The sequence below is a fragment of the Thermococcus thermotolerans genome, from assembly GCF_024707485.1.
GTDB lineage: Archaea > Methanobacteriota_B > Thermococci > Thermococcales > Thermococcaceae > Thermococcus > Thermococcus thermotolerans.
In genome coordinates this window covers 1849885-1866887 of record NZ_CP102602.1, presented here as the reverse complement: position 1 = coordinate 1866887, position 17003 = coordinate 1849885, and the positions used below count along the sequence as shown (strand labels likewise).

15 protein-coding genes and 1 pseudogene are annotated in these 17003 nt (G+C 54.3%); 13 read left to right on the top strand and 3 right to left on the bottom strand.

The annotated features are described in order from the left end of the window. The first annotated feature begins 8 nt into the window (after positions 1-8). Genes NUS69_RS10540 through nurA form a run of 5 tightly spaced genes read left to right on the top strand, consistent with a single transcriptional unit; the run spans position 9 to position 5981 of the window. The gene (locus NUS69_RS10540; RefSeq protein ID WP_258083699.1) at positions 9-212 is read left to right on the top strand and encodes a DUF2281 domain-containing protein; all 204 of its coding nucleotides are present in this window, start codon (positions 9-11) and stop codon (positions 210-212) included. Further along, positions 212-643, top strand: coding sequence for a type II toxin-antitoxin system VapC family toxin (locus tag NUS69_RS10535; RefSeq protein WP_258083698.1), 432 nt, complete (start codon positions 212-214; stop codon positions 641-643). Before NUS69_RS10540 ends, NUS69_RS10535 begins: the two co-directional genes overlap by 1 nt. Before the next feature lie 4 nt (positions 644-647). Continuing rightward, positions 648-1991: a DNA double-strand break repair protein Mre11 gene (gene mre11, locus NUS69_RS10530; RefSeq protein WP_258083697.1), complete on the top strand. Its 1344-nt coding sequence runs from the start codon at positions 648-650 to the stop codon at positions 1989-1991. Next, on the top strand, positions 1981-4638 hold the full coding sequence (rad50, locus tag NUS69_RS10525; RefSeq protein WP_258083696.1) for a DNA double-strand break repair ATPase Rad50: 2658 nt from the start codon (positions 1981-1983) through the stop codon (positions 4636-4638). Before mre11 ends, rad50 begins: the two co-directional genes overlap by 11 nt. Positions 4639-4640: 2 nt before the next feature. Further along, a complete protein-coding gene (nurA, locus tag NUS69_RS10520; RefSeq protein WP_258083695.1) occupies positions 4641-5981 on the top strand; it encodes a DNA double-strand break repair nuclease NurA in 1341 nt (446 codons plus the stop codon). 10 nt (positions 5982-5991) lie between these two features. On the opposite strand, the gene NUS69_RS10515 is transcribed toward nurA, so the two are convergent. Next, positions 5992-7944 (bottom strand): hypothetical protein, encoded by a 1953-nt coding sequence (locus NUS69_RS10515; protein ID WP_258083694.1) that lies wholly within the window; start codon positions 7942-7944, stop codon positions 5992-5994. An 87-nt stretch (positions 7945-8031) separates the two neighbouring features. Here NUS69_RS10515 and NUS69_RS10510 point away from each other — a divergent pair, with 87 nt between their 5' ends. The 7 genes and pseudogenes from NUS69_RS10510 (at position 8032) to thrC (ending at position 14449) form a co-directional block, all read left to right on the top strand. Then, positions 8032-9048 carry a FecCD family ABC transporter permease gene (locus NUS69_RS10510; RefSeq protein ID WP_258083693.1) on the top strand — a complete coding sequence of 339 codons (1017 nt, stop codon included), beginning with the start codon at positions 8032-8034 and terminating at the stop codon, positions 9046-9048. Between the two features lie 65 nt (positions 9049-9113). Then, a pseudogene (locus tag NUS69_RS10505) lies at positions 9114-9767 on the top strand (ABC transporter ATP-binding protein); the annotation flags it as partial. A gap of 140 nt (positions 9768-9907) precedes the next feature. Next, entirely contained in the window at positions 9908-10699 is a 792-nt protein-coding gene (locus NUS69_RS10500; RefSeq protein ID WP_258083691.1) for a hypothetical protein, read from the top strand. Positions 10700-10707: 8 nt separating this feature from the next. Then, entirely contained in the window at positions 10708-11349 is a 642-nt protein-coding gene (locus NUS69_RS10495) for a hypothetical protein (RefSeq protein ID WP_258083690.1), read from the top strand. A gap of 212 nt (positions 11350-11561) precedes the next feature. After that, positions 11562-12164 carry an archaeal proteasome endopeptidase complex subunit beta gene (gene psmB, locus NUS69_RS10490; protein ID WP_258083689.1) on the top strand — a complete coding sequence of 201 codons (603 nt, stop codon included), beginning with the start codon at positions 11562-11564 and terminating at the stop codon, positions 12162-12164. Positions 12165-12216: 52 nt separating this feature from the next. Then, positions 12217-13308 carry a hypothetical protein gene (locus NUS69_RS10485; protein WP_258083688.1) on the top strand — a complete coding sequence of 364 codons (1092 nt, stop codon included), beginning with the start codon at positions 12217-12219 and terminating at the stop codon, positions 13306-13308. A gap of 1 nt (position 13309) precedes the next feature. Then, on the top strand, positions 13310-14449 hold the full coding sequence (thrC, locus tag NUS69_RS10480) for a threonine synthase (protein WP_258083687.1): 1140 nt from the start codon (positions 13310-13312) through the stop codon (positions 14447-14449). Here thrC and NUS69_RS10475 read toward each other — a convergent pair. Continuing rightward, the gene (locus NUS69_RS10475) at positions 14433-14714 is read right to left on the bottom strand and encodes a hypothetical protein (RefSeq protein ID WP_258083686.1); all 282 of its coding nucleotides are present in this window, start codon (positions 14712-14714) and stop codon (positions 14433-14435) included. The genes thrC and NUS69_RS10475 overlap by 17 nt on opposite strands. A 126-nt stretch (positions 14715-14840) precedes the next feature. Here NUS69_RS10475 and NUS69_RS10470 point away from each other — a divergent pair, with 126 nt between their 5' ends. Further along, positions 14841-15638, top strand: a complete 798-nt coding sequence (locus tag NUS69_RS10470) for a DODA-type extradiol aromatic ring-opening family dioxygenase (protein ID WP_258083685.1) — start codon at positions 14841-14843, stop codon at positions 15636-15638. Here the strand turns inward: NUS69_RS10470 and NUS69_RS10465 are convergent. Continuing rightward, positions 15635-16999: a TldD/PmbA family protein gene (locus tag NUS69_RS10465; RefSeq protein WP_258085104.1), complete on the bottom strand. Its 1365-nt coding sequence runs from the start codon at positions 16997-16999 to the stop codon at positions 15635-15637. The genes NUS69_RS10470 and NUS69_RS10465 overlap by 4 nt on opposite strands. Positions 17000-17003 lie beyond the last annotated feature (4 nt).

The window sequence follows — 17003 nt, the reverse complement described above, 5'->3', positions numbered from 1 at the left end:
TGAGTATCATGGAGGATGCACACAGGCTCTTTGATATGCTTCCCGATGAACTCAAGCGAGAAGTCTTGGACTACATCGAATTCCTCCTTGAAAGGAGGGGTTCCAAGAGGGGCAAGGGGCCCAAGATGAAGTGGAAAGGTGCCCTCAGGGAGCTGAAGGATGAGTATACTTCAGTTGAACTCCAGCACAAGGCAGTTGAATGGTGGGGCTGATGTTCTTGGTGGACACCAACGTTTTCCTTGAGATTCTGCTGGAACAGGAGAACTCAGATACTGCCGAGGAGTTTCTCAGGAAAACGCCGTCGGAGTTCATATATCTCTCTGATTTCACACTGTACTCAATAGGCATCATTATGACACGGGCAGGGAAGGAGGAGATCTTCCCGGAGTTTGTCGAAGACATAACCCTGAACGGTGGCTTTACACTTCTGCGACTGCCCCCTCTGGAGTTTAGAGGGCTAGTTGATGTGATGAAAAGGTTCAACCTGGATTTCGACGATGCCTATCAGTACAGGCTTGCGGAACTGTACAACCTGAAGATAGTCAGCTTTGACTCCGATTTCGACGGGACCGAACTCGGCAGGATAACTCCTGGACAAGCTCTTAAAGCCATCAACACACTCAGAGAGCCAAAAGGAGGGTAAAGTCATGAAGTTCGCCCACATGGCAGATGTCCACCTCGGCTTCGAGCAGTACCGCCTTCCATACCGTGCCGAGGAGTTTGCCCAGGCCTTCAGGGAGGCAATGGAGAGGGCCGTGGCGGAGGAAGTGGACTTCATTCTCATAGCCGGCGACCTGTTCCACTCAAGCCGGCCCAGTCCGGAGACCATAAAGACCGCTATAGAGGTGCTGGAAAAGCCCAGAAAAGCCGGAATTCCGGTCTTCGCGATAGAGGGAAACCACGACAGAACGCAGAGGAAGGTCTCGGCCTATCATCTCCTTGAGGGGCTCGGTCTGCTCCATCTCGTCGGTCTGAGGGACGAGAAGGTCGAGAACGAGTATCTAACGAGCGAGAGGCTTGGGGGCAAATACCTCGTTAAGGGCGTCTTTGAGAGGGGCGGGAAGACCGTCGAGATTCACGGGCTGAAGTACATGAGCGCGGCATGGCTTGAGCGCAACCATCTGGAGGAAATCTTCAGGCCGGAAGGCGATGCAATCCTGATGCTCCACCAGGGGATAAAGGAGCTCATAGAGAAGATGATGGGGGTAATCCCCGAGAGCCAGCGCGACTACTTCGAGCTGAGGATGGAAGACCTGCCGAAGGGTTACGTCTACTACGCGCTCGGCCACATCCACAGGAACTTTGAGACCAGCTACGACATAGGGACGCTGGTCTATCCGGGCTCGCTCCAGCGCTGGGACTTCGGGGACTACGAGTTCAGGTACCGCTGGAACGGGAGGAGCTTCACCCCGGAAGCCGGCGCGAGGAAAGGCTTCTACATAGTCGAGGACTTCAAGCCGAGGTTCATCGAGCTGAAGGTGAGGCCCTTCATAGACATCAAAATGAAGGCCGACGAGGAGACCGCCAAGAGGGAACTGAAGCGCCTCAGGGGCAAGATACCAAGGGAAGCCTTCGTAAGGCTCGACCTGCGCTGGGAAAAGCCCTACGACGTTTCCCACTTCCAGGAGATTCTTGAGGTCAAGTACCTTTACCTGAGAACGCGTTTCGAGAGGAAGGGCAAGGCCGTTAAAGGCGAGGGTGTACCCAAGCCGGCCGAGTATTTCACCCCGGCGGAGCTGAGGGCGATAGACCTTACCGGCGAGAAGAAGTTCGATGCCCTCGACACCGTCGTCGAGCTGTTCCTGGGCGAGTGGGAGGGGAAGCCGGAAGAACCCGGAGAGGTGAAGCGCGAAGAGCCTGCTCCGGCCAAGGAGGGAAAACCCCCAAAGAAAGAGAAGAAGCCTGAAAAGGCCCGAAAGGTGGAAAAATCCAGGCCGAAGGGCAAGCCCACAAGCATTCTCGCCTGGATCGGTGGTGGAGATGAGAATTGAAAAGCTCATAATCAAGGACTTCCGCTCCCATTCACTGACGAAGGTCAACTTCACGAGCGGGATAAACCTTATAATCGGCCAGAACGGCTCCGGAAAGAGCTCCCTCCTCGATGCGCTCCTCGTCGGCCTCTACTGGCCGAGCAAGCCCAAAGACCTCAGAAAGGAGGAGGTACTCCGCGCGGGCGGAAAATCCACGGAGATAACGGTCTTCTTCGAGAAGGACGGCGTCAAGTATCAGCTCCACAGGAACATAACCCGCGGAATGGCCTTCGCCAAGTACCACGACGGAAGCTCATGGAAGCATGCCACGGAGACGAGCCAGAAAGCTGTAAGGGACTGGATGGAGAGGCTCGTCCCGTACGACGTCTTCCTCAACGCGATCTACATAAGGCAGGGCGAAATCGACGCCATCCTTGAGAGCGACGAGAGCAGGGAGAAGGTGGTCAGACAGGTCCTCGGCCTTGAAAAATACGAGAACGCCTACAAGAACCTCCTCGAAGTTAGGAAAGAGATCGAGCGGAGGATAAAATCGACGGAGGACTACCTCAAGAGCACGGGAAACCTCGACGATCTGATCGGAGAGATGGAGAGGGAGCTTTCAAACGCCCTCAAAGAGATAAACGAGCTCTCACCCCAGATTCCAAAGCTGGAGAAGGAACTGGAACGGGTGGAGGAAAGGCTCAGGGAGCTTGATGCCCTGGAGAAGGAGATAAACTCCCTCCGACTCGAAGTCAAGGAGAGGGAAGGGAACCGAAAGCGGCTTGAGACGAAGCTGGAGGGGCTTGAGAAACGCATCGCTGAGAGCAAACAAAGACTGCACGAGCTGGAGGAGCGGGTGAAGGAGTTCCAAGGACTTAATGAGAAAGCCGAGCTCTACCTGAAGCTCTCGAACTTCAGGAGGCTCTATGTGGACGAGAAGGCCAGAAACGAGAAGCTCGCCGAGAACTACAGGGCGCAGATTTCGGCCATAGAGGAGCGCCTCAAGGAGCTGAGCGAACTGGAGAAGCGCCTCAAGGAGCTGGAGAAAGAGAGGGGCAAGCTCGAAAGGAAACTCAAGAGGCTCGAAAAGGACGCCCAAGCGTATGAAGGTGCCAGATCGTTATCATCGCAACTGGAAGACCTCAAAAAACGCCTCAAGCTCTCCAGGGAAGAGATAGAAAAGTTCATCGAAGAGATCGAGGATGCAAAGAAGAGGAAGGAAGAGATACAGGCTGAGTTAAACGAGATAAACGAGGAGCGCGGCGGGCTGAAAAACCTGGCCAAGGAGAGGAACAGGGCCATAATGGATCTGAAAAAGGCCAAGGGCAGATGTCCCGTCTGCGGCAGGGAGCTGACGGAGAAGCACCGCAAAGAGATAATAGCGAAGTACCAGGCCGAGCTCAAAGATGTCTCCCGGTCCTTGAAGGAGCTCGACGAGAGGGAGAGGGAGCTCAGGAGCGAGCTCGTCAAGATAGAGAAGGTTCTGAAGAAGGAGCGCGAGCTTATAAGGCAGAAAGGACTCCTCGACCAGATAGCCGAGCTTGAGGAGAGACTGAAGGGATACGACCTTGAGAAGCTCAGGAAGAAGGCGGAGGAATACGAGGGAGTGAAAGACGAACTGAGCAGGCTCACAGGCGAGCTGGAAGGTGTAAAGGCCGAGCTTGAGAAGGCAAAGGTACTCGAAAAGAAGAGGGAAATCTTGAAGGAAAAGCTCAATCTCATCGAGGAGAAGCTGAGGAAGCTCGACGAAGAGCTTGAGGGAATGGGCTTCTTGAAGATAGGGGAGCTCGACGAAAAGCTTGCCGAGCTCGAACCGTCCTACAAGCGCTACCTGGAACTGAGGAACTCCGAGGAGGAGTTTGAGCGGGAGAAAAAAAACTTAGAGAAGCTCAAACTGGAGCTTGAGGATGTAAAGCGCAGCCTGGATGCCGAGAACAGAGCCCTGAAGGCACTGATGGATGAGCTCTCAAAGAAAGAGAAGCTTTACAGCAGGGAGGAACACGAAAAGACCCGGGAAGCCTTCGCCTCGCTCAGGGAGGAGCTGGCCGGAAAGAAGGCCCAGCTGGAGGCCCTGGAGAAGAAGCGCAACGAGACCATGGAAAACCTCAGGAAGCTCAAGGAGGAGAAGGACCGCAGAAAGAAGAGGGCAAAGGAGCTTGAGGAGCTTAAGAAGGCCCGCGAGAGGGTGCAGGAGCTCAGGGAGAAGGTGAGGCGCTACAAGGCCATGCTCAAGGAAGGCGCCCTTGCGAAGGTCGGCGAGATAGCCAGCGAGATATTTGAGGAGCTGACCGAGGAGAAGTACTCCGGGGTTACAGTGAAGGCGGATGAGAACAGGATAAGGCTTGGCGTAATATACAACGGGAAGGAGCGTGGCCTTGGCTTCCTCAGCGGTGGGGAGAGGATAGCCCTCGGCCTGGCCTTCCGGCTGGCGCTCTCACTCTACTTAGCTGGCGAGATAAGCCTTCTCATCTTAGACGAGCCGACGCCCTACCTCGACGACGAGAGGAGGAGAAGGCTCGTCGACATAATGCAGCGCTACCTGCGGAAGATACCTCAGGTCATAGTCGTTTCGCACGACGAGGAGCTGAAAGACGCAGCGGACAGGGTGATACGGGTGAGCCTTGAGAACGGCGTCTCTGTGGTCAAAGAGGTCGAGCTGGGGGTGTGACGATGGGATACAGACTCATAGACAGGAAAAGCGTTGACAGGATAAAACGGATGCTCCAGAGGGGCTACGCCGAGGCGCAGGAAAAGCTGAAAACCATAGAGTGGCGTGAGCTGCCGGAGAGGAGAGGGAGCCGGGTCTACGCCATCGATGGGAGCCAGGGAAAGCAGAGGCTCAGCGGGACGATCTTCTACGCTGTCTCAAGTTACGCCTTCGGCAACGGGCCGGCGTACAGGCTGGTTTACACCAACGCCATGTTATATAACCAGGGTATATCCGACCAGATAATCCGCCTCCAGATGGAGACCCTTGAGAACAAGCTGGGCTATCTCGCGGCGAAGATTGGCAACGTGGACTACGTCATGATGGACGGAACGCTGACCGGCTCGCTCACAAGGCCGCCGGTGTATCCGGAGAGCGTGAAGGGACTGACGACAATAGAGAATGCCTTGGGACGGAAAACCCTGGAGGAGCTCATAGAGGAGTTCATTGGGATGCTCGATGAACACTACATAGAGCTTGAAGGGAAGCTTCGGGAAAAGGGGAAAATTAATGGCGGGGTCATTCTAGCTGACGAAAGGCTGAGCGAGTTTGAAGAGTTTTACAATTCTATGGAGGGGTACAGAGTAAGGGACTTTGCGGGAACCACCCCGAGGGGCCTCAAAATTTCTGGGAGAACCATAGATGAGTATCTGAAAGGCGAGCGGAGTGCCGAGGAGATATTTAGAGAGCTCTTAAGCGAGTACGGAGAAGAACGAGAGCTCAGCCTTGACGACGCCAGAAACGCCGTCCACGTCGTTCTCGGCTACCTGGAGTACCTGTATTCCCTGGAGAAGCTTCTGGGAAGTGGCCAGTTCGACCTCGTTTACGTAGCGAAGAGCTTCTACAACAGAAAACTGACCCAAAAGCTCGGCATAGACATCGTTGACGTACCATATCTCGATGCATACCTCAGGAAGACCTACGGTGAGGAAAGGGCGGGCTACTACGTAATAACCCAGGGAGGGAAGGCCATAAGCCACAGGATGCCCAAGGTTCTGAGGAAGCGGTTCCCCAAGGTCGAGCACTTCATAGAAAACGGCGTTCCAATGGCCTACATCCGCACCATGAAGGGCGGCGTCATATACCTCCTCCAGAGCAACAGAAAGATAGACGACGACTTGCTGGCCGAGATACTCTGGCACGAGAGGAACGGCTATTTCAGACCTCTCCAGAGGGCCCACGAGGGAGTGAAAATCGAGAAGAAGGCCTTCGAGGCCGAGCTGAAGGCACTGCTCAACATAATAAAGGCCGAAAGCCCCGAGCTGAGGGTGTTCCTGAAGTACGGGAGGAGCCCGCTGGAGTAAAAAAGAAAGCTCAGGAAACCGAGACACTGAAGGTCGCCAGGATCCTCAGATATGAGCCGTCGATGCCGTTCATGTAGTCCCTTATTTTTCCTCCGGTGGCCCACCTGTCCTGCCCGGCGAGGACTACGACAACCTGCCCTTCGGTCCAGACGTTGGTCTTGACGAACATGCCCCTCTCTCCGGCTCTCACGGCACTCTGCTCGCCGGGAGTTAGAACCTGCCTGACGTAGCCACCAACGCCGTCGTAAGCATCGGGCCCGCCGAGGATTACGATTATCCTCGATCCCTTGTAGGCCTCGAAATCGTCGGCGGTGACGTGCCTCACCGAGAGGCCAAATGCACCGAGCTGTGAGGCCAGCAGGTTGCCCTTGATGCCCCAGTCTATGTCGTTGGCGAGGATAACAACCTCCGGCATCTGAACGGGCTCGTAGTTAAGAACCCAGTCAACCAGCTCCCTGAGAACCGAGAGCTCCCCAGCACCACCGGCCTCAAGCTCCAAGGAACTGTAGACGGCACGGTAGTCCCCCTCGGTGGCCAGTATTCCACCGCTGTAGTCGCCGGTGCGGGCCAGGAGCATCGGGACGTAGCCCTTGAGGGCATGGAGGAGCCTGACGCGCTCAAGGAGCTTCCTCTCAACGGTGAGCTCAACCCTTAGGCCATTGTGGCTAATCACAACACCCCTGTCCGTAACATCCATGGAGGAGATGACCTCCGGCAGAACCATCGACGCCGAGAGCGAGAAGTTGAACTGCACACCGGTGATGTTCTTAACGGACTCGCCCATTTCCCTCATCCTGAGACCGTTCTCCGAGGCGAAGCGTGAGACGCTCCTCTTGGCTATGCCGAAATGGGTTGGCGAAAGCACGCACTGCCATCCAACGGTGGAGTAGGTGCTAACATCGATTGTGCCGCCGTTGAACGGCCCCCTGTCTGAGAGCACCAGTGAGTAGCCGGTGTTTACGTACGGAACCATCGCCGAGGCCTGGGTGAGGTTTAGTTCCCCCTTGGCCGCATCCGCAATGGCCAGCGGGTCGAGGCCAAGGAGTTTCGCCAGGCTCGGTGGGTCCTCTATACCTCCGACGTGCTGGGGGTTGGTAGCATCGAATAGGGTCCCCGCAGTGACCACAAGGCCGGCGTGGTGAGTTTCAAGGTAGTCCTCAAGGGCCGAAATCTGATCCTCGGAGAGGCCCCACTCCGGAAGCCATAGGTTCGAGAGTATCACCGCCTGAGGCTGGAAGCTCTGCAGGGCATCGGCGAGCTCATCGGGGGAGACTATCTTTATGTTGTAGTACTTGGCCAGGCCCTCCCAGTGATGGTCCGAGAGCATCCAGGGTTTCAGGCTGGTTAAAGGCTTGGCAACGGCCTCGAAGTCCGATAGATTGTAGTGGTAGAAGCTCCTCGACACGTTGAACTGAGCCATCAGCGAGTCCAGGGACTTTTCAAAGGCCATTGCCTCAACCGAGGGGTCAACTATCAGAACCTTCGGCCCATCTGGGTTGGCAACGTAGTAAGAGTAGACAGGACTGTATGACACGTGCCCCTCAACGTCAGTAACCACTATCTTGAACTCTATCCTGCTCCCCGGCGGTGCCCCGGGCAGGTTTATCTTGCGGTAGAAGACGTAGAAGTCCTGACTCTCACCGTAGAAGCGGCGTATTATGGACTGATAGAGCGACCAGTTCTCACCGGCAGCGGCCTTTTTAACATAGGCCTGCTTCCAGTCACCGTCGTTTACTCTGTAGTATGCCTCAACCTTGCCCTCACCCACCGTGACCCCAAAGTCATCGGCTATGTAGAAGTACACGGTGAACTCCTCGTAGGGGCCAACGACGAAATCCTTGGGAACGTTGCCCACTATTATTATCGGCGGCCTCAGCTCCGAGACTATCACGGCTGAGGAGGCGGGTGGAAGGAGCATACCTGACAGCAACAGTACCACAAAAACCGCTTTGAGCTTATTCATTACGCGCTCACCAACATAAAGTAACGCTTCCGAACTATTTATATTTAGCCCGAAAGATTTAAACGGGTGGACAAATAATCCATGCCCATGAAAAAGTGGCTTCCGACGCTGCTGGCACTTTCGCTCATCGCCGGGTTTCTCGGCATCTACATCGGCTCCGTCAGCCTGACCCCCTCGGACGTAACCGCCAGTGTGGTCTATGGAGTAAAATCAGCCCTGTCTGAGTTATTCCCCTCAATAAACCCCGGTGAGAGGCCGAAGGCTTTCATCATAGTGTGGGAGCTCCGCCTTCCCCGGGTTCTTCTGGCATATCTGGTCGGGCTTTCCCTCGCCTCTGCTGGCGTTGCCAGCCAAGCGCTCTTCAGAAACGCCCTGGCTGATCCCTACATAATAGGCGTGAGCGCCGGGGCTGGAATAGGCGCCGCTCTGGGAGCTATCTACGCACCCGCACACATGGGGACACTCGCACTCATATCGGCGGTTCTCTCGGTGCTCGTAGTTTACACCGTCTCCAGGGTCGACGGCCACGTTCCGGTTGATACGCTCCTCCTGGCAGGCATAGCCTACGGCTTTCTAGCCAGCGCAATAACGTGGTACCTCATCATAAGCCAGGGTGAGAGGGCCCATATAACGTGGATGTGGCTAATGGGAACGTTCAACGGCTCAAGCTGGGGCGACGTTGGTGAGATGTTTATCGTTGCACTCCTCGGCGTCGGGTTTCTCGTATGGAAGTGGCGCGAACTGAACCTGATACTCCTTGGCGAAGAGAGCATCGCCCTCGGCCTCGACCTTCACCTCTACCGCAAGCTCTTCATAGGAACCATAACCCTTCTGACAGCCTTTGCCGTCTCCACCGCAGGAATAATCGGCTTCATTGGCCTCGTCAGTCCGCACATAATGCGCCTCCTCCTCGGCCCGAACCACAGAAGCCTTACCCCCGCGAGCGCCCTCTTCGGAGGCGTTCTACTCGTTTCCGCTGACTTACTCGCGAGAACGGTTGCAAAGCCAATGGAACTGCCCGTTGGAATTATAACAGCCCTCATGGGAGCGCCCTTCTTCCTCTACCTCCTGATGAAGCACAAGAGGGGTGAGCTGTACTCATGAAGGCTCTTGAAGTCAAAGTTTCCTTCGCCTACGGCGAGAAGGAAGTCCTCAGGGGAGTTGAGTTCACCGCCGAGAAGGGAGAGCTTTTAGCCACAATCGGACCCAACGGTGCCGGAAAGTCAACCCTCCTCAAGTGCCTGGTCGGGATTCTAAGGCCAGAGGGGAGGGTGACCTTCGATGGGACGAACCTGCTTGAGCTTAAGCCCAGGGAGAGGGCCAGACTGATAACCTATGTCCCCCAGAGCTCGTTCCCCGAGTTCGCCTTCACCATAGAGGAATTCGTCGAGCTCGGCACCTATGCAACGAGGGGGAACGTGGAGGAAGCCCTGAAGAGGGTCGGCCTCTGGAAACGTAGAAATGAGCAGATAACAGCCCTGAGCGGCGGTGAATATCAGCTGGCCCTGATAGCGAGGGCTTTAGCCCAGGGTAGCGAGGTGATTCTCCTGGACGAGCCAACGAGCCACCTTGACATAAACCACGCCCTTGAGATAATGGAGCTCCTTAAGGGAATGAGCCGGGAGAGAATTGTCATAGCCGTTCTCCACGACCTCAATCTGGCCCTCCGCTATGCTGACAGGCTGATGCTCCTCTACAACGGGCGGAAGCACTGGGAGGGGAAGCCGGGAGAGCTGAAGCCCGAAACCATCGAGGAAGTCTACGGGGTGAAGGCAAAGATAGCCGAGGTCGATGGTCACAGAGTTCTTATAGCAGGGATTTGAAGATTAGTATGGGAGATAGCCGGAAGGATGTCAGTTATATTCTTTTTCTACCTATTACCCAGACTCCAAACGAGCGAAAGGCTCATTTAGTTTTCCTATCTAAAAGAGTAAATTTTATAAGTTGAAATAGGCAATACCACATGGGATCTGCAATGGTGAAAAAGAAACCCTTGTTAGTGGTTTTACTGCTGATTCTCCTAGGAGGAACCACAGCAGGTGCCCTAAACTACGCAGCAGGCAACGAAGACTCAGTAACCAGAATATTCGGCTATGACGTGTACAGAATTGAAGGCTCAGGCAACTACATCATCTACTACCCCTTGCCTAACGGGAGCGTTGAAGTTCTGAAGAAGGGAAAAGCCGGCGGCTTCTTCCCGACCTTCGTCAAAGTGCCGAGACAAGAGTGGATAAAAGAGCTCTCAACGGGTGAAAAAGCCCTCTACGCTCCACCAACCCCGGTAATACTCTACGTTACCAAGGATGGAAGGCTGGGAGTGAAAAGCATAACCTCGAGCAGGGTCAACCTTGAAAGTGAAAAGATCCTAAACCTGAAAGGAGGCTATCAAATCCAGTCAAAGAGCTCATGTCCAAGAGGCTGGATAGACTTTGGAGGAAGGTACTGCCTCAACCCCCAATGGGACCTCTACTTCGAAAGCAGGGCAAAATCAAAAACCTTCACCGAGTGGGTTTCAGTGATGGGGCTAAAAATAGAAAACAAAGTCGCAGAGAAAGTCGATTTTGACTGGCACCTTGTGCTCAGCAAAAGCACCTACAGCTACTGGACGATTGGGATTGACATGGGGCCCTTCACAGTTCTCAGCGTATCCAAGGGACATCGCTTCGAAGGATGGACACTTGATGTGTACTACAAAACAACGGCCCCGTCCCTATTTCTTCGGGTCCCTGGGAAAGGTATCTTGGCATTAAGGTAGAGTATATAGTGGCCCATGCCAAAGTCCCCGCATACGATAAACTCATGAAAAGGCATGTAGACATAGAAATAGCACAAACATACCCAATCAAAATCCACAGCACCGGAGATTACAACATTAAAGAACTGGGAGAAGGCTGGAGGTTCGAAAAATCCGCAGGACAGAATCCTCCAAAAATTACAAAGACTCCTAACATCTGGAGCATCCCAAGAGAGGCAGAATGGAAGAGAAAGTGGATTGGTAATACTGGAAACTGGGAGGAGGCAGTATTCATAAAGCAACTTCAGGCTAATTCGCTTTCCTCCAAGTCAAGTCTGAGCATTCCGATAGGCTACGCCGCTGGAAAGTATCTCGCGGGCATTAGCCCGACCCTCGGAAAACTTGCCAATGCACTCAGTTTGACGTTTGGATTTCATAAGTACATGAACACAGTATCAATTGCAGTGTACGATGTGGACATCAAACCAAGAAAGAACTGCTACGCTATGTACAGTGTCTTAGGTGTAAATATTGGAACGGACAGGATAAAGGTAAACGTTCCAGTGGTATTCAGTGTCATAACGGACGGTGGATCGTCATCTCCCCCCTGCAATCCAAGAACAGGTGTATGTGTAGAATTTACGAACCCGTGGGAAAGAAAAGAGAACTAAATTCCCAATTTTTATTTTTAAAATGCCCCACCCAGCTATCACCATGCGAACAGAGGGTCCTCTCGCATGGGAGTACGGAGCAATGAGAGAGACGGCACAAGAGTCATGACACCAAATAATTGAAGGACAGGCGAAAATGTCATGGGGGTAATTCTGCCGGAACTCGCAAAGGTTTAAAACCCGGTGTGAGAAGATGGGTCAGGGGTGAGAGAATGGAAACGAAAAAAACCGGCACCACCACCGTGGGAATAAAGGCCAAGGACGGTGTCGTTCTGGCCGCTGATACTCAAGCCTCACTCGACCACATGGTCGAGACCCTCAACATCAGGAAGATAGTCCCCATCACCGACAGGATAGCGATAACCACCGCGGGAAGCGTTGGCGACGTTCAGGCCCTGGCGAGAATGCTTGAGGCCGAAGCCAGATACTACCAGTTCACATGGGGCAGGCCCATGAGCACCAAGGCCATGGCAAACCTGCTCAGCAACATACTCAACGAGAACAAGTGGTTCCCCTACCTCGTCCAGATAATCATAGGCGGCCACGTTGAGGAGCCGACCCTGGCGAACCTCGACCCGATGGGCGGCCTCATCTTCGACGACTACACCGCAACCGGCTCGGGAAGCCCCTTCGCCATAGCCGTCCTTGAGGATGGCTTCAAGAAGGACATGAGCGTCGAGGAGGCAAAGGAGCTCGCGGTCAGAGCCGTCAGGACGGCCGGAAAGAGGGACGTCTACACCGGCAGCAGGAAGGTCCAGGTCGTCGTCATAACAAAGGACGGCATGAAGGAGGAGTTCGTTGAGTTCAAAGAGTGATGTTCAAAGGTTGCACCAGAGCCCTTTTTAATTCCCTTTTCGAGTTGATAGCATGCAGAAGCCTTCGAGAATCCTAACCGTCCTCGCTCTCATACTCCTTCTCCTGCCCACGTTCTACATCGCTGAGAAGGTAACGTTCACTCCAAACAGCGTGCTCAGCCAGGTAAACGGGATTCTCGATCAGGTTCAGGAGATAAGGAACCTAACCTTCAGGGAGAGGCCGAAGATAGTCGTTCTGACCAAGGATGAAGCCCTGGCAAAATGGAAGCCCGGCAAAGCCGACATCGAGAGGATGAAAATAGAAGAGCTGACCTACAAGATGACCCTCCTCCTTCCGCCCGATTACCAGTACATCAAAAAGGAAACCGAGAGGAGCGCCAACTGGATAGCCGCAACGGTCGGAGACACGATATACATCATCCAGGAAAACTTCATGTCAAACCTCGACGTTGCCCAGAGAACGATAGCCCATGAGAGCGTCCACGTGCTTCAGAAGCAGTGGTTCAATGCACGCTATGGAGCCGACACCTACGACGGAACGATAGCGGTCCAGTCACTAATCGAGGGCGATGCCGACCTGGTCGCCGACCTCTACTGCGAGAGGAACGGGATACCCATATACAAGATACGCTCGCTGAGCGGGAACCCCCTAGCTGACCTGCACATCTTCCCCTACGTCTTCGGCGACCGCTTTGTGAGGTACCTCTACGAGAAAGGCGGCTGGGAGCTGGTGAACGAGGCCTATGGTCACTATCCGGTCTCGGCACAGCAGGTCATGCACCCGGAGCTGTACCTTGAAAACACTACACCCATCAACGTCACTCTGAGCGCACCGCCGAACTCACGCGTCCTCAAGGAAGACAGGCTCGGGGAGTACTACGTTTACCTCCTCCTCAGGGACGTTGCGAAGCTTGAGGACGAGAGCGCCTGGAACGTCTCAAGTGCGTGGCGCGGGGATAAGCTCCTCCTAACCCAGAACATGAGTGCCTACCTCCTCCAGTGGAAGGTAGTTTTCTCAAGCGAGAACGCCGCGAAGACCTTTGGGGAAGCCATCTCCAAGCTCGCGGAGGGCAACACCTACGCAAACTACACGATAAGAATTGACGGGAGCTCCGTTCTCCTGATCGCCGAAAGGAGGGAGTGATGTGAAGCTGGTCTGTTCCATCTGTGGAAAAACCTACGCGGAACCGGTTCAGAGGTGTGAATGCGGCGAGCCGGTCGAGTTCGAGAGGCCCACCGGCGAACCGTACATAGGAAAGAGCGTCTGGGAGCGGTTCTGGGACTTCTGGCCGGTGGAACCGGCACTGGAGTTCTCCCTCGGCGAGGGCGACACACCATTAGTGAAGTCGAGACTCGGTGAGGAGCTTGGAGTGAAGCTCTACCTCAAGAACGAGACCGTAAACCCAACCTGGAGCTTCAAGGACAGGGGGACGTTTCTGGCGATGAGCTACGCCATCAAAGCCGGCTACAAAGCGGTTGGGACTGTCTCGACCGGAAACATGGCGGCGAGCGTTTCGGCCTACGCTTCCCGCTTTGGGTTGAAGGCAAAGATTCTGGTTTCAGAGAGCGCGAGCGACGAGAAGCTGAAGGCCGTTTCGGTGTACGGCGGCGAGGTCATCAGGGTCCGCGGCGACTACGGAAGGCTCTACTTCGAGAGCCTGAAGCTGGGAGAAAGACTCGGCGTCTACTTCATGAACTCGGACAACCCCTTCAGAATCGAGGGTTACAAGGGCCTCGCCTTCGAGATAGCCGAAGAACTGAGCCCGGACTACGTTCTGATTCCGACCAGCTCGGGCGGGCTCTTCCGGGGAATAGCCAAAGGCTTCATCGAGCTCCATGAGGGCGGGCTCATCGACGAACTTCCAAAGCTGGTGGCGGTTCAGGCAGAGGGCTGTTCACCGATATGCAGGGCGTTTAAGGATGGCAGGGAAAAAATCGAGCGCTTTGAGAGTCCTAAAACGATAGCCAAGGCCATAGCCAACCCCTATCCGCCGAGCGGGAACGCGGTTCTGAAGCTCATGCGGGACTTCGGGTGGAAATGCGTTTCAGTGAGCGATAAGGAAATCTTCGAAGCCCAGAGAGAGCTCGCCGGCGAAGGCCTCTTCGTCCAGCCGGCGAGTGCAACGGGTATAGCGGCCCTCAAAAAGATGAACCTGCCAGAGGGTGCAAAGGTCGTCTCAATCCTTACAGGTTCCGGTTTGAAAACCTTGAAGAACGCTCCGGCCGGGAGGATAGGAGAATGCCCGCTTGAAGAGCTGGAGAACTGCATCAGAAGTGGTTCATGAAGAAGCGCCTCGCCCGCTGCCTGTTCCCCTCGTTTTTCTCGAACAGCAAATCAGGGTTCTCTGCAAACAGGAGATCGTAAAGGCGCTTCAGGAGGAGCATGACTCCGGCATAAAGCCCCACAAAGAATGTAGCGATGCCGTTGGTGAAATACCCCCAGAAGAGCAGCGTCCCGACCATAATGCCGAATGAGAGGGCAATCATGAGCCTGAGCAGGAGCGCATATCCATAACGCTCCATCAACAGCCCAAAATCCACACCACCCACCAAACATTTACAACGGTGTAAATGTTTATAAGCTTTACTCCGGCTCAAAGTCCAGAAGGAAACAGCGAGGGGTAAAACCGGGCAAAACGTATAAACGGGAAAGGACACAGCAACACCGGTGATAGCATGCTCGTTGGAATCGGCCTCATGCCCCACGGGAACCCCGTTCTGGAGCCGGAAGATGAGGAAACAAGAAAGCTCGCGGAGGTTCTGAAGGAAATCGGAAGGACATTCAACAACGTTGATGCCTACGTCCTGGTAAGCCCGCACAACGCCCGTATGAGCGACCATCTCGGCGTTGTTTTAGCCGAAAACCTCGTTTCGTGGCTTGGCTTTGAGGGAAAGGAAATACCCGGCGAGTGGAAGACGGACAGAGAACTGGCCGAAAAAATCTATAGAGCAGAGAAAGAGGCAGGAATGCCGGTCGTTGATTTGAACTTCGCCGCACTGAGCGGTGAGTACTCACGCTGGCCGTTGAGCTGGGGGGAGCTGATCCCGCTGAGCTTTTTAGATAAGAGGCCGCTCGTCCTCGTAACGCCCTCGCGCGGGGTTTCGAGGGAAACGCTCGTGAGGTTCGGCGAAGTCCTCGGAGACGTGCTCGATATGGAGGAGAAAAACGTCGCCCTCATAATCAGCGCCGACCATGGCCACGCTCACGATCCGAACGGCCCATATGGAAAGGTGAAAGAAAGCGAAGAGTACGACAGACTCATAATGGAGCTGATCAACGAAAACCGCCTTGAGGAGCTGCCAGAACTCCCGGAGGAACTCGTGAGGAAAGCCCTGGTTGACAGCTACTGGCAGATGCTGATAATGCTTGGAGCCATGAAAAAGGCTGAATTCGAGCTTAAAGCTTCTGCCTACGCCTGTCCAACATACTTCGGAATGGCCGGGGCGCTATGGCTCAGGACCAAGTCGCTCTAACCCATCAGGATTCCCCCATCGAACCTCATATGGGGCCCACCTGAACTGACCCACACCATCTGTGTACCCTTCCCACATGCTCCCAGAGCAGACCCAAAGTCATCCCCAACGGCGGATATCCTTTTGATAGCCTCAACAGCGATTCCAGTTATTGAGGCGTCCTTTATGGGCTCTGCTAGCTCTCCATTTCGTATCGTGTACCCTAGTGCGACACCAACCTGAAAAGCAGTGTTGAGCTGGGCCTGGCCCCCGTTAGGAAGGACAAGGTAATAGCCAAATCCTATGTCCTCAATCATCTCTTCAAAGTTCCAGTCCCCGGGCTCAAAAAAGGTATTCCTCATTCTAATCTTTGGGGGATTTCGGTAATCCTCTGCCCTTGAATGGCCATTCGGCTCGATACCCAGCCTAAACGCCCACTCTCTGTCAACCAGGAGTTCATTCAGGATTCCGTTCTTCAGAATCTCCACCTTTTCAACCGGGACACCCTCATCATCGTATCTGTCGTTTCCAAAGCCGTTCTCTATCAAACCATCACTCATGTTCACAAATTCTGGGGCTATCTCCTGGCCAAGAATACCCTCAAGAGCCGAGTTCTGGGTTAGATCCGCTTCTGCAGGATGTCCCAACGCCTCATGTGCCATTAACGCCGAGAATTTTGGGGAAAGCACAACCGGCCATTCGCCCCGTTTAGGCCTAACTGCACTAAATTGAGGACGAAGACGTTCCAATATCCTCCCAGCAACCTCATCGTTTGGATTCATCTCAAAAATTTCCCAGCCAGTATCAACGCCTCCAATATTGTCCCCCGCAGAGGCAACGATGTTACCGGATCGACCAACAGCAGTAGCCATCTGGAAGAGATAATTGTAGTCCCATTCGATTTCCGTTCCCTCACTCGTTACCAGAATCTTCCTCCCGCTACCGTCCTCATAATGAATCCACACGGATTTAACAGCGGGGTCTTCATAAAGCAGGGAGCCTAGTTCCCCAACGTGAGCAACTTTCTCTTCAAGGCCCACGTGGGACGGCTTGACCTTCATCTGGCTCTTTACGAAATCCCGCACCGGTTTAATCTCCGCCAGTTCAATTCTCTCCTTCTTGGTCAGGGCGGCAGCTTTGGCAAGCCGATAGGCTTCATCAATCACCCGTTCAATGTTATTGAATTTACTGGTCGCAGAAAATCCCCATGCACCATCCGCCAGAACCCTGACCCCAATACCCTCCCTCAGACTTCCAGAGAAAGCATCCAATCTGTCATCCCTATAGTCGATGGTCAAGAGTCTAACGCTCTCAAACCTGAGCTCCATGTATTCTGCCCTCAATTGCTCCGCCCATCGAAGGGCTCTTTCGAGGCGGTCAATCAAG

Coding starts and splice junctions, on each gene's coding strand:
- NUS69_RS10540 (WP_258083699.1), top strand. CDS start 9: ATGGAGGATGCACACAGGCTCTTTGATATGCTTCCCGATGAACTCAAG.
- NUS69_RS10535 (WP_258083698.1), top strand. CDS start 212: ATGTTCTTGGTGGACACCAACGTTTTCCTTGAGATTCTGCTGGAACAG.
- mre11 (WP_258083697.1), top strand. CDS start 648: ATGAAGTTCGCCCACATGGCAGATGTCCACCTCGGCTTCGAGCAGTAC.
- rad50 (WP_258083696.1), top strand. CDS start 1,981: ATGAGAATTGAAAAGCTCATAATCAAGGACTTCCGCTCCCATTCACTG.
- nurA (WP_258083695.1), top strand. CDS start 4,641: ATGGGATACAGACTCATAGACAGGAAAAGCGTTGACAGGATAAAACGG.
- NUS69_RS10515 (WP_258083694.1), bottom strand. CDS start 7,944: ATGAATAAGCTCAAAGCGGTTTTTGTGGTACTGTTGCTGTCAGGTATG.
- NUS69_RS10510 (WP_258083693.1), top strand. CDS start 8,032: ATGAAAAAGTGGCTTCCGACGCTGCTGGCACTTTCGCTCATCGCCGGG.
- NUS69_RS10500 (WP_258083691.1), top strand. CDS start 9,908: ATGGGATCTGCAATGGTGAAAAAGAAACCCTTGTTAGTGGTTTTACTG.
- psmB (WP_258083689.1), top strand. CDS start 11,562: ATGGAAACGAAAAAAACCGGCACCACCACCGTGGGAATAAAGGCCAAG.
- NUS69_RS10485 (WP_258083688.1), top strand. CDS start 12,217: ATGCAGAAGCCTTCGAGAATCCTAACCGTCCTCGCTCTCATACTCCTT.
- NUS69_RS10470 (WP_258083685.1), top strand. CDS start 14,841: ATGCTCGTTGGAATCGGCCTCATGCCCCACGGGAACCCCGTTCTGGAG.